Below are 13189 nucleotides of genomic sequence, written 5' to 3' on the forward strand. Positions count from 1 at the left end.
ATGAGTACCTCACAACACCCGATTGCACTGGAGCTAGAGCGACGCGTTGGTGGTGCGACTCGGCTCCTTGCAACGGTGATGTTCCTTCCCCTACTCGACGGCATCTTCCCAGCACTCGTCCTTGCAGGGGCACTCGACACGACCGCCGGCATCGTACAGGTCGGCTTACTCGTGTTCGGCGGGAGTGCAACGGTTGCGGTCATTTTGGCGGAGATGAACGGCACCTCCCGTAGCCAGGCAAAGACGGTGACGCTCGTCGGTATCCCGCTGTTGATCCTGGCCGCGGTCGAAGCCGCGCTCGCGCCGTCGATCGCAGAACTCGTCGATCTGGTGATCTTCGAGCGGTTCGCCGCGCTGGTGATCCTGGCAATCGCGGCGAAGACGGCGAGCGCTACGGTCGGCGAGTACATGCCACGCCCGGCGATTATCGTCGCCCTTGGCCTGTTCGCCAGCATCGACCCGAGCGGCGCCCAACTCGCCTTCGTCTCCGACCTCGAACTGGTCGCTCGTGGCGTTGCGGCGGCCGGCGTCGGCGTCGGCTTCGCGCTGCTGGTCGCACTGTTCGGGCCCGTGCTCCGGTCGATGGTCGACCTCGATCGGTTCCGATTCGGGAGCGCCGTAGCACTCGGTCTGCTACCGCTCTCGCTCCTCGACCTTCCGCTCGGCGACCTGGCCCCGCTGGCCGTACTCGCCCTGACTGCGCTGTTTGCCCTCGACCCGAACGCGTCGAACAACGCCGAAACCACGAGCGCCACTCCGTCGGACACCGGTGCCGGAGACGCACATCTGGCTGATGGTGGTCCAAGCGCCTCGTGGACGCCAGGCGACGACGATGACGGCGACGACAACGCAGGCAACGAACGCCGCGAACCATGGCTCTAACCCCGCCAAGCAGAACGCCTTTGGTGCCGCCAGCCCCTCGTTCACACGATGAGTGATAACCGCGTCGTTCAGGGTCGAATGGTCACGCCTGCACACCTCGCAGAGATGATCGAAGACGAAAGCATCATGGAGGCCGAATCCATCGAGGAGAGCGATACCGACTGTCCGGACTGTGGCGGTTCGGTTCTCGAAGTCGTCTATATGCCGACCGTAACGGAACTGGTCACAGGAAAGAAATGCCAGGACTGCGACTGGGCGAAGGCCGAACGAGATTGATCTGAATCGAAACCACTTTAGGGCGGTCCGGGTTATGGAGTAGTGACGGGGTTGTGGCCAAGCCAGGCATGGCGACTGACTCCAGAGACTGACACCCGGTGACGAACTCCAGACTGATATACTGAGCGTGCGACTGATCATCGTTCGCGTTGACGACTCTCTGGAGAACCGAGGTGAATCGGAGATATCAGTCAATCGGGGGTTCAAATCCCTCCAACCCCATTCTCTGCCGCGAGCAACACCACGAGCGGCAGGTATGTTCTGAGTGATTTGAACCCAGAGAACGAGCGCAGCGACGTTCTTGTGGTTCACAATCTCTCCAACCCCACAGCGTTCGTAGCTCTACTTCTCTACTAATAACCCCAATCCGCCGGCACCTGGAGATGGTTGGTCCGAGTCTCCCTCATTCCAACACACTCGGTACGACGAGTGTCGGGACTGCTGGCCGAAGACGACCGTCTGATCCAAATATATGCCGAGTATGACGCCAACGAAGTTCCCTGATCGTTTAATTAAAAACGCTGTACTAGAGCCGAACTATGGACGAAGTTTGAACGGGGTTTGAACGGATGTTGGTCACAATTTGTCCGCTTGTTGAAAAATCTCTTTTAATCTTCTATATCTCTGTGTAGTCGTAATGTCAAACAAGTCACGGCGGAGATTCCTACAACTCGCAGGCGGATCGGCGACAATCGCACTGGCTGGCTGTATAGGCGGCGACGAAGAGGACAGCAACGACGACATGGACGATGAGATGGACGACGATGAGATGGACGACGACATGGACGATGACGACATGGATGGTGAGATGAGCGGGATGGATCCGGACGAAGCACCACGCGCCGCCATCGACCGTTTCAGCGAATCGGCCGGGACTCTACTGGTGCGCAATGACGAGAACGGGCTTCCCGGTCCCGATGAACCAGTCGATTTCGATCAGGAACCGTTCATTACGCAGGGATTCGGTCCCGACGGCAACACGGTGGAGTACTACAACTTCGACGTCCAGGAGACCACGCCAGCACCGATCTACGCCTTCTTTTACGAGAACGGCGATCCGGTCGAAGAGCAACTCAACATCGTCGATGCAGTTCCCGGCGACGAACTGTACAACGACTTCTGGCGTGTCAACATGGTTACCGTCCCCGACGAGTACGAGGCGAATACGGTGACCAGTGTCTCCGGTATCTCCGAGGCTGGCTACGACGTCGAACAGACGAACACGATCAAGAACTGTCCGATCGTCCCCCAGGGGTCGACAGCCTCGAAACATCACGGTGACGGCCACGACGAGGCACCGCTCGTTCAGGGCTGGTACGAGGATGAGGTGGTCCAGTACTTCCTCTTCGAGGAGGACAGTTTCGAGACCATGGACGGTAGCGTTCCGCTCTCCCAGATCTACGTCAGTTTCAACACCAACCCTGGCCAGGACGGCGGCGGTCCGGCGTCAGGGTTCATGACCGAGGAGATGAGCGCTCAGACGCACAACGTCGTCGCCACGCTTCCGGGTGATGCCGGCTACTCGCCGCTGTGGCGGGTCAACGTCTACGACAACGCTGACTTCGAGGACGTTTCCGATCTCGACTCGGCGACGAGCGCGACTATCCTCGACGACGAGGCAGCACACGTAAACTGCCCCATCGTCTCTACAGAGTAAGAGTATGAGTGTCCAGTCTGTCAACTATCGGTCGTCGCTTCGCCGTCTATCAGCCGTCTCTTCAACACTGAACACTCGTTCTTCGCAGAACGTGTCGGCCTCTGGGATCGCGCCTGACGACGGACTGGTACGGTACGGAATGGAACAGCCAGGCCACTGTCCGGTCTCCGTCCGTGGCCCCGACCGCCGACGTAACTGCCAGGAGGTGAGCATCCCATGAGACGCCCGACGCAAACTGAGGTGATTTTCGCGTTTCTCGCGGGGGTCACAGCGGTCATCGGTTCGTACGCGACGGCCGGCTACACGCGGTCGTTTGTCATGCAACCGGTCGACGACTTCGTCGTCAACATGACGCCGGGCGTGATTTCCCAGTATATGATCGAAAACGTCGGACAGGAGGCCCACCACCTGCATCGGGCGCTGTCGGTTTTCATCCTCGTCGGTCTGTTCGGCCTGATTGCGCTTGGTGGGTTCGCAATCGCCAGACGGTTTGAACGATCGGTCGCTGGCATTGCACTCGCGGGGCTGCTCAGTTGGGCGGTGACAGCGGTGCTCATTGGCGATCCCATGCTTGCAATCGGCGCTGCGGTTCCGGTCGCAGCGTTCACCGCCGTCGGAATCGCGCCGATCCCGGCCGATCCGGATCACTCCCGACGGCGTGTGCTTGCTGCGAGCGCCGGCGCAGTCGGGTTCGCCGGACTCGGAATCACCGCTGGCAGTACCCTCGTCGGGGACGGACTCGACATCGGTGAGAGCGCTCCCGGAGCGGACGAAGAAGAAATCGAACAACGGTTTCAGAAGACACAGAGTCAGGAACTCGATGTCGCCAGCGACGACCTGCCCGGACTGGTGAGCACGATCGACGATTTCTTCCGGACGAGCATCTCCGGTTTCGATCCGGAAGTGCCCTCCGACGACTGGGCGCTGACGGTCAGCGGCGAGGTCGGAATGAACACAGAGATCGAATACGACCAGCTAACGGAGATGCCCGTCGAGCACCGGCTTATCACCCTGCGCTGTGTCGGCGAGAACCTCAACGGTCACAAACTGGATTCGGCCATCTGGACCGGGACGCCGATCCGCTCCCTGCTCGACGAGGTCGATCCGGAAAGCGAGTGTGGCTGTGTGATGCTCCACGGCGAGGACGGCTACTACGTCCAGTTCCCCGTCGACGTTCTGGAGGACGGCTTCCTCGCCTGGGGCATGAACGGCCAGCCTCTCCCCCAGAAGAACGGGCACCCCGTTCGCCTGCTCGTGCCGGGCCACTGGGGCGAAACTAACGTCAAGTGGATCAACGAAATCGAACTGCTCGAAGCCGAAGAAGACGGCTACTGGGAGGAACGTGGCTGGGAAGGCACAGGCCCGGTCAACACTGTCGCCAAACTCTGGGACGAGGGCATCACCGAACTCGACGACGGGCGGTACGAACTTGCCGGCCACGCATACGCGGGCACTCGTGGCATCGAGCGCGTCGAGGTCTCCACGGACGGCGGGGAGACGTGGGAAGACGCAGAACTCTCCGCACCGCTGCCCGACGAGGACGTCTGGCGGCAGTACCGCTACGAATTCGACCCCGACGGAAGCCACGAGGTCGTCGTCCGAGCGACCGACGGGATAGGAGAACTGCAGGAGCAGAACCGGTCGGACCCATCCCCGAGCGGGGCGACTGGCTGGGTCAGTAAGACTGTCAACTAATGGTCGAACGGCTTGTACGGAAGTCCTATTGCCAGTTCTCTACGGCTGGTCCAGATGTCGAAACGACTTTGATTGCGCGCTTTACACCAACTACACAGCAAATGGAGAAGGCCCTGTGGTACCTGTTTGCCGGAAGCCGTGGCGGGACAAACAGGGTTCAGAATCGTCAAAGAACTCCGTGATCGGCCCCGGAACGCGAACGAGTTGGCCGACCAACTGGATGTCGATTACAACACGATCACCCACCATCTGGACATGCTCACAGAACACGACGTCGTCGAACCGAGTGACCACGACTACGGAAAAATGTACTTTCTGACCGATCGGTTCGGACGACACTCGGAGACGTTCGAACAGATCGCAAGCAAGGTGGAGTAACCATGGCGATGGAAGGCTTTCGGCTCGCCGGCATGGTTCTATCGGGGGTCAACAGCGCTCTTCTCGTCGTCCTCCTGTCCGTCTGGCTGAAGAACTACCGCACCTTCAGATCCGGGATGGTGCTCGGACTGGTCGGCTTCAGTGGTGTGCTCCTGCTCGAGAACATGGTTGCAGTGTTCTTTTTCTTCCGGAGCATGCAGATGCTGTACTCCACGGACCCAATGGTCGGCCAGGTCGTCGTCGGGATGCGCCTGCTCGAACTGCTCGCAATCGCCTTCCTGACGTACGTGACCGTACAGTAACTCTCTCCAGCCAGCCCCATCACACCGCGAGCGCCGAATCGCGCGCCGAACCGACGATCAGTTCCTCGACGAACGAGACCGCCGCGGAGCGCTCGGTGACGTTCTCCATCAGCACGGTTTCGCTGGGGAACAGTCGCTCGCCGAGTTCGAGGCCGTGCTCTCTGGCCGTCGACCCGGTCATCGTCAGATAGACGCCGAGGCCCACGTCGGCAATCGAGGCCTCCTCTTCGCGGCCCTCATCAGGGTAGCAGAAGGTCACATCTTCGACTGCGGCAGTGCCGAGCACCGCTTCGACCAGACGCTCGTACCGGGGCGAGATACAGAGTGGCCCCTCGTAGGAGCGAATGAACTCCCGGTCAAACGCGTCGGCATCCAGTCGCTGGCGCGTCTCCGGCGTGCCCATCAGCGTGTGATGCACCGTGTCGCCCAGACCGCCGACGACACGAACGTCGGTGTCCCGCGGGTCGATCCGGGCGTTGATGTCGCTGATGCGCTCGATGGGCTCCTCACGGAGGCGGACGACTTCCTCCAGAACGAGGTCGGCGCTATCGAAGCCGAGGGTGAACTCGTGTGTCCGGAGCGCCCGGAACGGCTCTTCGCGGCCGATCAGTTGGAGGTCGACGTCGCCCAGCGGGACCGTGACGCTGTCGAAGACGATCCGTCGCGGGCGGCCGCCGCGGTCGTCACGCAACAGCGTGTACTCTGGCTTGGTCGGATCGTCGAGCGTGCTGTACGCGGCCAGCCGTTCGTAGACGTCCTCGCTGGCCTGCTGGCTCCCTTTGGTGATTGCTTTCTCGTATCTGAGCGTCGAACTGATAGAATCCGCGAGCGCTGCGATGTCGGTAGTCGCGTCGTCGGGCGTCTGAGCGCTCTCATCGACGCGCCGTGCCACCCGATTCAGGACGGCTTCGAGGGGCCGTCCCTTTCGCGGCACGGCAACCGAGATGGTCGTCATTGTGGCCACAAACGGCTCCGGCTGTCAAACAGGTTGTGTTTTCCCGATTAGCTGAACATCTCGCCGAGCTGTTCGCGCCAGTTTCGGATCTCTTCGACATCGCCGGCCACGTCGTCAAGGTCGTCGCCAAGCGCCTCGAGCGACCCGGAGAGCTCGTCGATATCGGCCGCCGTCTCGTCGGCGGTACCTTCGACGTCGTCCAGTCGTTCTGCGACCTCAGAGAAGTCCGAGTGGACGCTCTCGACATCGTCGCTGACTGCATCGAGATCCGCGGCGACCCCGTCGATCCGTTCGTCCGCTCCGGCGACCGTCTCGCGGATCTTCCCGACTTCGTCGTCGAGGCCGGCCATCCGTTCTTCGAGGCGTTCGTCGAGGTCGTCGATGACCTCGGCGTTGGACGTGACCGCCTGGTCGACGCCGTCGAGGTCGGCACGGAACGACGCGAGCTCGTCCTCGAACTCCTCGATCAGTTCGTCGCCGCGACCGTGTTCTTCGAGGAACGTCTCCAGCGCACCCGTGTACGCGGCGACTTCCTCGACGCGAGACTGGAGGTGGTCGATCCGGGCGACGACGCTACTGTCGACGCCGGTATCCTCTGTCGCGACGTCGAGTTCCTCACGAAGGACCGCTTTGTCCTCCTCATCGACGTTGCCCGCGCGAAGCTCAGCCGCGAGCGCGCTTGCGACGCCGCCGGCTTCGATTGCTTCTGTCGCTTCGTCGTCCGTCTCGGCGTCCGCCGCGGCCGAAACGGGCTCCGTTGCCGGCGTCTCGTCGTCGGTTGTCGGTTCGTCGATAGCGTCGGTCTCGTCGTCCACCACTTCGTCGGCGGACTCCTCGACCGTCTCTGTGTCGTCCTCTATATCTTCGACCGTTTCGTCGACTTCGTCCGCGTCTTCGTCCACTTCTTCCGTGTCCTCGACATCCTTGTCGAAGTCCTCTTCGAGGTCTTCAGCATCCTCGTCTTCGAGGTCTTCGTCTGTCTCCTCGATCTCTTCGTCCACTTCCTCGACTTCATCCAGACCGTCTTCGATATCCTCGTCGAGGTCGTCCTCGGCGTCTTCGTCTCCGGCGTCTTCGGCTTCGGCGTCTTCGACTTCGAGACCCTCGTCCACCGCTTCGATCTCGTCAAGTTCTTCTTCGATGTCCTCGTCGAGTTCGTCCTCGAAGTCTTCGGTTTCCTCGGTCGTTTCCTCCACCGGTTCGTCTGTGTCGTCTTCGAGGTCCTCGTCCACGTCGTCGACATCCTCGTCGTCCTCGTCGAGGTCGGCATCGGCTTCGATTTCGAGATCGACCTCTTCGCTCTCTTCTTCTGGTTCCGGGACACCTTCCTCGATACCGAGGTCGATATCGGGGACGTCGTCGTCCTCGTCGGCGTCTTCGTCGTCCGAGTGGTCCGGTTCCAGATCGACGTCGTCGAGACCCAGGTCGAGGCCGGAATCGTCCTCTTCGGCCGCCTCGTCCTCCGAGTCGTCAGCCTCGACTGCTTCGGCCGCCTCGTTCTCGTCTTCGAGACCGGGGACCGTGTCGGACTCGCCCGAGATCATGTCTTTGACGGCCTGACTGCTCTCTTCGGAGGCGATGTCGTCGATCATCGAGTCCTCGACTTCGTCCTCGTGTTCCGTCGCGGCCTCGTCGGACTCTCCGGTGGGCGTGACATCTGCAATCTCCGGTTCGGTCATGAACGCGCCTGCCTGTTCCGGCCCGTCGATCCGGACCCCGTAGACGGTGATTAGCTCTTCGCCCGCGTCGATCGTTTGCTCGAACTCGACAGTGTGATCCTCGAACGCCGTCCAGTTCTCGCTCTCGTACTCCGGGTGAAAGCCGATGCCATCCATGGAGAAATCGTCGGGAATCGCCTCGGAGAGTCGAACCGTCGCCGAGTCGCCTCGCTCCGACGTGAGTGTGAACTTGACCGTCGGTACCGCGAACTCGTCCGTCTTGAACGCCTTTTCGACGGTGATCCCGTCCGCGGAGACTTCGATGTCGTCCTGATATGCCTCTTCGCTCATAGCCACTCCTATCCACACCACAACCATAAAACAAACGGGCACCAGATCACAGGCAATTTTGTCTAACGTTACCCAACCCGCAACTACGATCGGAGCGGATCAGAGATCTACGCGATCACCGATCTCGACGACCTCCAGGCTATCCGGGTACTCGAAACTCCGGGCGTGGTGGTGGAGCACCTTCGGATCGGCGGTCAGCCCCTTCCACATGTCCCAGTGGCAGGGAGGAATCGGTCGAACTGCAGATCGCTGGCGGCCTTGATTGCCTGATTCTCGTCGTTGTACCAGCGCGTCCGGACTGGTTCGCGTGTCTCCTTGTCGGGGATGTTCCCGACGGTACCGAAGGCCAGAATTCCCAGATCGATATCGTACTGCTCGCCGATTCGGGCAAACTCGTCGGTGGGTTTGGTGTCACCGCCGTGGAAGACCGTGTCGCCCTCGTGTTCGATGACGTACGACACCGGATGCGTGGCGTCCGCGTCGTAAGCGTCTTCGATGTGGATCGTAAACCCGCCGACTTCGATGGTCTCTCCTCGTTCACCTCGACGAACTGCTCGTCGTCGATGTCGTACTCTGCCTGCCAGTCCTCCTCGTCGAGGGCGACGTCGAGGCTGTCGTCCGGCGCGTACAGGTCCGCTCCCGTCGCTTCGAGGATCGGCGCTTGCGAGGGGCCGTGGACGTGATCAGTGTGTTCGTGCGTCGCAAGTACGGCGTCGGCCTGCTCGACGTCTGCCGGGTCGAACGGGACCGGGATCATCCGGATCGTTCTCGGCGGATCGCCGAGTCCGACGTACGGGTCGATAAAGAGGGTCGTGCCGTCGCTCGCTTTCAGGACGAACCCGTTACAGCCCAGATACCAGACTGCGATGCTTTCGGGAGTCGCGTTCCGAACCGCGTTCGGGAGCCAGTCGCCCCAGTCGCTTTCGATGTCCATATCGGAACTCACCGTTCACCCGGAGGGTAAGTGTTCCGCTCTCGGTGGAGCAGTACCGGTACACTAAGCGGGACGACTCACAGCAGAAAAACCGGTCAGCCGATCAGTCCTGACAGCAACCGCCAGCCTGCTCGCCGAAGTCGACGTCGAGCGGTGCGGAGATGGCTTCGTTCACCGCCTCTAGTCGCGCGTCGAGTCGTTGCTGGGCTTCGAGATACTCGGACATGGTGGGCTGTGAGTGGAGTTTACTCTGGGCCTGCTGTAGCTCTTGGAGGTCCTCGTCGCTGGCGTCGCCCGTCTGCCGGGCGAGCATGAACTCCTGACGAAGCGATTCGAACTCCTTGATCTGCTCTTGCAGGTCGTCGTCCGCTTCGACTGCCGCCTTTGCGGACTCGAAGGCCTCGTACTCCGGCAGATTGCGGATCGCTTCACCAAGCTGTCGTCCGAGCGTCTCGACGTCGTCGTCGGGAACGGTCACGTCAGTGTCGATGCTCATACCTCGGATTACGACTGAGTGTGTATCAACCTGCTGGTCTCAGCCATCTACGCGTCGAGCAGGGTCGCGAGACGCGTCGACCAGTGGATATCGCCGTCGTAAACGACGGGCAGTTCCGCCCGGGTGAGATAGGACACGAGTTCGTCACGGCCGAGCGTGAACTCCGATTCGTTGCCACACAGGTACGAGTACTCGTTGTCCTCCAGATACGGATGGTAGAAGCTTCCCGTATGCCGGGACGAGAACTGGTCGTAGGTCAGCAAGAATCGCTGGCCATCCTCGATCGGTTCGAGCCTCGCCGTGGCGGGCACCCGGTTCTCGCTCTGTGTCAGCGCGTGGGTGCCGTCCCCGACCACCGCGTAGTCCTTGCCCATCATGATCCGACAACGGGCGTGCTGGAGCGCACGCTCGATGCCGAAGCCGTGGGCCAGTAGCTTCGCGAACGTCGATCCGACCTTCACCGCATGATCGTTGAGCACCTGCGAGAACGTCACTGCCCCTGCGACGGCGCCGCGCTCGATCAGCTCTTTCCCTTCGTAGTAGGAGCCACAGGCGTTCAGAAAGAACGTCTCGACGCGACAGCGATCCAGCGTCGAGGCCGCCATATAGCCGTCCGGGCAGCGCAGTCCGTCCGTCTCGCAGTGGCCGATATAGTGGACGAAGTCGTACTCCGACTCGAACGTACGCGCCAGCTGTTCCGTCGTCAGCCCCTCCTCGACGGTGACGTCGATCGGAAGCCGTTCGCCACGCTCCCGGTAGATGCCGGCGACGTCCTCGTGTTCGTCAGCCATCTCCTTGTCGTTGAGCACGACGACGACTCCGATCCCCTCGCGATCCTCCCGCAGGAACTGCAGTCGGTTCTCGTAGGCCGTTGGCGACGTGGTGAACACGTCCAGCGGCGTGCCCTTTGCGAGCCAGCCGTGGATTCGACCACCCCGTAGCTCGGGCTTGAGAATGTCGACCGACGCGACCTCCCCTGCGGCGCGGCCGCCACGGTAGAAGTCGTCGAGCGAGCGCTCCACGAGTTCGCTCCCTTCCAGTTCCGAGGTGCGTGGCGTGTACACGAGGCTCATTCGATCCAACAAGAACGGGATCGTCGAGAGATGCTCGACCGACGGGTCGACGTACGTCGAGAGATGCCAGTCGGGGATCCGGTGCTGGATCGCATCGTTCGCCACCGAGAGATACGTCGCGAGGCGCTCGGCCGGTGTCGCGTCGTAGAGGACGTCCACGTCGAGACCGAGCGTGTCGAGGAGGCTCCCCTCGGAGAGTTCGGTGCCGTACGGTCCCGCGTTACGGACCAGACAGTCGAGAAAGAACACCTGTCTGAGGAGCCGCTCGGTCTCCCGTTCCAGCCCTGGCTGGGCGGGTAGCTCCCACTCCATATCGAGTTCCGGCGTCCGGATCACGGGCCGGTCTCGCTCCCGGACGTCGACGGTCGCTTGCAGGTAGTACGCGAGCGGGGCGAGCACGAACAGCGCCTCGAAGTCGGGCGGCGAGACGATTTCTATCCCGGTGTCGGGCGTCGCCGCGACGACCTGATCCGGGACGTCGACGGCGTCGCCGGTCGATAGCTGTGGGGGATGCCCGCGAAGCGTCGGATAGCTCCGGTCGGAGCCGGACGTCTTGTGAGAGGCGTGGAGATGTGAAAGCGCGGTGGCCAGTCCACCCGGCGTCGGTGGCACCGTTAGCTCGTGGCTCGGCAGTTCGGCTCGACTCCGCAGGCCGATAGTCGTCGCCGTGCGCTCCGGAAAGTCGATGCGAATCGCGTCGTAGTTCGGTGACCGATCGATAGAGAGAGCACTCTCGACGCGCAGATACGTCTTGATCTCACCGTCGACGTCGATCAGATACTCGTCCTCTGGCAGGCTGAGTGACTCCTGATCCGCGCCGAGTTCGTACGTCTTGCCGCCGGAGAGGGGCGTGACGTAGACGACCGCAGAAGGGACCGATAGCTCGGCCGTCGAGCAGGTGAACGTCGCATCGGTGGGCCGCTGTAGTTCGGCGTGGGAGCGCACCAGATCGAGATCGGGGCTGTCGATGACGAGTTCGGCATTGCCCCCATCGAGGGCTCTGACCCCCGAGTCCATCACCTCCCACTCGATCATTCGGTCGTAGGAATACGCTGGGATCAGTTATTACTATCGGTGACGTGGTATGTTGTGTCACCACCCGGTTTTCGGGCCGCGCGCGCGTCGAAGAAAGGTACAATTATACGCCGTCGTCCCCCGACGTAGACGTATGAACTACGATACCGTCCGGGAGAACGATCCCGTGGTCGCCGACGCCCTCATCGGCGAGGTAGAACGACAGCGCAACTCCCTGCAGATGATCGCGAGCGAGAACCACGTCAGCGAGGCGGTGCTCGAAGCCCAGAGCAGCGCACTGACGAACAACTACGCCGAGGGCTACCCTGGCGCTCGGTACTACGCAGGCTGTGAGTACGCCGACGAGGTCGAAGAACTCGCTATCGAGCGCGCCCACGAGCTATGGGGCGGCGACCACGTCAACGTCCAGCCTCACTCGGGCACGCAGGCTAACCAGGCGGTCTACCTGGCGACGCTCGATCCCGGCGACAAGATCCTCTCGCTGGATCTGACCCACGGCGGCCACCTTTCCCACGGCCACCCCGCGAACTTCACCGGCCAGCTTTACGAAGTCGAGCAGTACGAGGTCGACATCGAGTCGGGCTACATCGACTACGAGGCCGTCCGCGAGCAGGCCGAGGAGTTCGATCCGGACATCATCGTCTCCGGCTACTCCGCATACCCGCGCACTGTCGAGTGGGAGAAGATTCAGGACGCCGCCGACGCCGCCGACGCCCTGCATCTCGCCGACATGGCCCACATCACCGGCCTCGTCGCGTCGGGCGTCCATCCCTCGCCGGTCGGTGTCGCCGACTTCGTCACTGGCTCGACGCACAAGACCATTCGCTCGGGCCGCGGTGGCATCGCCATCTGCGACGAGGAGTACGCCGACGACCTCGACAATGCCGTGTTCCCCGGCGGTCAGGGCGGTCCCCTGATGCACAACATCGCGGGCAAGGCCGTCGGCTTCGGTGAGGCCCTCTCCGACGAGTTCGACGAGTACGCCGAACAGACCGTCGAGAACGCGAAAGCGCTCGGCAATCGGCTTCAGGAGCACGGCTTCACGCTGGTGTCGGGCGGTACTGACAACCACCTCGTACTCGCGGACCTCCGCGAGTCCCACCCCGACGTCACCGGCGGCGACGCCGAGGACGCGCTCGAATCGGCCGGCATCGTCCTCAACGCCAACACGGTCCCCGGCGAGACCCGAAGCCCGTTCAATCCGAGCGGTATCCGCGCTGGCTCCCCGGCGCTGACCACCCGTGGCTTCGATACCGACGCGATGGAGACGGTCGCAGACTGCATCTCGACCGTTGTCGACGCCGTCGCCGAGGACGAAGTCGAGGCGGCCGTCGAGGAGGTTTCGGCCACCGTCGACGACCTCTGTGACGAACACCCGCTCTACGAGTAGCGTTTCTGCCGACGTCTGCGGCGCTGTCTTCGTTCTTCCTGCGGTCTCATCTCACCTGTCGCTCTTATCGTTGTACCGTACTCTCATCGACATATCCGGAGAGCCAG

Annotated in this window: 10 protein-coding genes, 1 tRNA gene and 2 pseudogenes; 8 read left to right on the top strand and 5 right to left on the bottom strand. The window is 62.1% G+C overall.

Features of this window, described 5'->3' with window-relative positions:
- From ACFQH2_RS08830 to ACFQH2_RS08860, 7 genes and pseudogenes are all read left to right on the top strand, one after another.
- Window positions 1-882: a DUF5794 domain-containing protein gene (locus ACFQH2_RS08830; RefSeq protein WP_377052815.1), complete on the top strand. Its 882-nt coding sequence runs from the start codon at window positions 1-3 to the stop codon at window positions 880-882.
- Between the two features lie 48 nt (window positions 883-930).
- Window positions 931-1158 (top strand): DUF5795 family protein, encoded by a 228-nt coding sequence (locus ACFQH2_RS08835; protein WP_377052817.1) that lies wholly within the window; start codon window positions 931-933, stop codon window positions 1156-1158.
- A gap of 47 nt (window positions 1159-1205) precedes the next feature.
- Window positions 1206-1380 (top strand) — tRNA-Trp (locus ACFQH2_RS08840).
- A gap of 415 nt (window positions 1381-1795) precedes the next feature.
- On the top strand, window positions 1796-2815 hold the full coding sequence (locus tag ACFQH2_RS08845) for a hypothetical protein (protein WP_377052819.1): 1020 nt from the start codon (window positions 1796-1798) through the stop codon (window positions 2813-2815).
- Window positions 2816-3031: 216 nt separating this feature from the next.
- Window positions 3032-4510: a molybdopterin-dependent oxidoreductase gene (locus tag ACFQH2_RS08850; protein WP_377052821.1), complete on the top strand. Its 1479-nt coding sequence runs from the start codon at window positions 3032-3034 to the stop codon at window positions 4508-4510.
- 101 nt (window positions 4511-4611) lie between these two features.
- A pseudogene (locus tag ACFQH2_RS08855) lies at window positions 4612-4888 on the top strand (winged helix-turn-helix domain-containing protein).
- 2 nt (window positions 4889-4890) lie between these two features.
- On the top strand, window positions 4891-5190 hold the full coding sequence (locus ACFQH2_RS08860; protein ID WP_377052825.1) for a hypothetical protein: 300 nt from the start codon (window positions 4891-4893) through the stop codon (window positions 5188-5190).
- 19 nt (window positions 5191-5209) lie between these two features.
- Here ACFQH2_RS08860 and ACFQH2_RS08865 read toward each other — a convergent pair whose 3' ends face one another.
- The 5 genes and pseudogenes from ACFQH2_RS08865 to ACFQH2_RS08885 form a co-directional block, all read right to left on the bottom strand.
- The gene (locus tag ACFQH2_RS08865; protein ID WP_377052827.1) at window positions 5210-6145 is read right to left on the bottom strand and encodes a hypothetical protein; all 936 of its coding nucleotides are present in this window, start codon (window positions 6143-6145) and stop codon (window positions 5210-5212) included.
- A 47-nt stretch (window positions 6146-6192) separates the two neighbouring features.
- A complete protein-coding gene (locus ACFQH2_RS08870; RefSeq protein ID WP_377052829.1) occupies window positions 6193-8154 on the bottom strand; it encodes an AAA family ATPase in 1962 nt (653 codons plus the stop codon).
- Between the two features lie 99 nt (window positions 8155-8253).
- A pseudogene (locus ACFQH2_RS08875) lies at window positions 8254-9088 on the bottom strand (MBL fold metallo-hydrolase).
- A 103-nt stretch (window positions 9089-9191) separates the two neighbouring features.
- Complete coding sequence (locus ACFQH2_RS08880) at window positions 9192-9584, bottom strand: YlbF family regulator (RefSeq protein ID WP_377052833.1); 393 nt, start codon at window positions 9582-9584, stop codon at window positions 9192-9194.
- 47 nt (window positions 9585-9631) lie between these two features.
- On the bottom strand, window positions 9632-11692 hold the full coding sequence (locus ACFQH2_RS08885) for a hypothetical protein (RefSeq protein WP_377052835.1): 2061 nt from the start codon (window positions 11690-11692) through the stop codon (window positions 9632-9634).
- A gap of 133 nt (window positions 11693-11825) precedes the next feature.
- Between ACFQH2_RS08885 and glyA the strand changes: the two genes are divergently transcribed.
- On the top strand, window positions 11826-13082 hold the full coding sequence (gene glyA / locus ACFQH2_RS08890; protein WP_377052837.1) for a serine hydroxymethyltransferase: 1257 nt from the start codon (window positions 11826-11828) through the stop codon (window positions 13080-13082).
- The last annotated feature ends 107 nt before the right edge of the window (window positions 13083-13189 follow it).

The sequence above is a fragment of the Natronoarchaeum sp. GCM10025703 genome (genome assembly GCF_042661985.1).
In the GTDB taxonomy this organism is placed as follows: Archaea; Halobacteriota; Halobacteria; order Halobacteriales; family Natronoarchaeaceae; genus Natranaeroarchaeum.

Coding starts and splice junctions, on each gene's coding strand:
- glyA (WP_377052837.1), top strand. CDS start 11,826: ATGAACTACGATACCGTCCGGGAGAACGATCCCGTGGTCGCCGACGCC.
- ACFQH2_RS08830 (WP_377052815.1), top strand. CDS start 1: ATGAGTACCTCACAACACCCGATTGCACTGGAGCTAGAGCGACGCGTT.
- ACFQH2_RS08885 (WP_377052835.1), bottom strand. CDS start 11,692: ATGATCGAGTGGGAGGTGATGGACTCGGGGGTCAGAGCCCTCGATGGG.
- ACFQH2_RS08835 (WP_377052817.1), top strand. CDS start 931: ATGAGTGATAACCGCGTCGTTCAGGGTCGAATGGTCACGCCTGCACAC.
- ACFQH2_RS08845 (WP_377052819.1), top strand. CDS start 1,796: ATGTCAAACAAGTCACGGCGGAGATTCCTACAACTCGCAGGCGGATCG.
- ACFQH2_RS08860 (WP_377052825.1), top strand. CDS start 4,891: ATGGCGATGGAAGGCTTTCGGCTCGCCGGCATGGTTCTATCGGGGGTC.
- ACFQH2_RS08865 (WP_377052827.1), bottom strand. CDS start 6,145: ATGACGACCATCTCGGTTGCCGTGCCGCGAAAGGGACGGCCCCTCGAA.
- ACFQH2_RS08870 (WP_377052829.1), bottom strand. CDS start 8,154: ATGAGCGAAGAGGCATATCAGGACGACATCGAAGTCTCCGCGGACGGG.
- ACFQH2_RS08880 (WP_377052833.1), bottom strand. CDS start 9,584: ATGAGCATCGACACTGACGTGACCGTTCCCGACGACGACGTCGAGACG.
- ACFQH2_RS08850 (WP_377052821.1), top strand. CDS start 3,032: ATGAGACGCCCGACGCAAACTGAGGTGATTTTCGCGTTTCTCGCGGGG.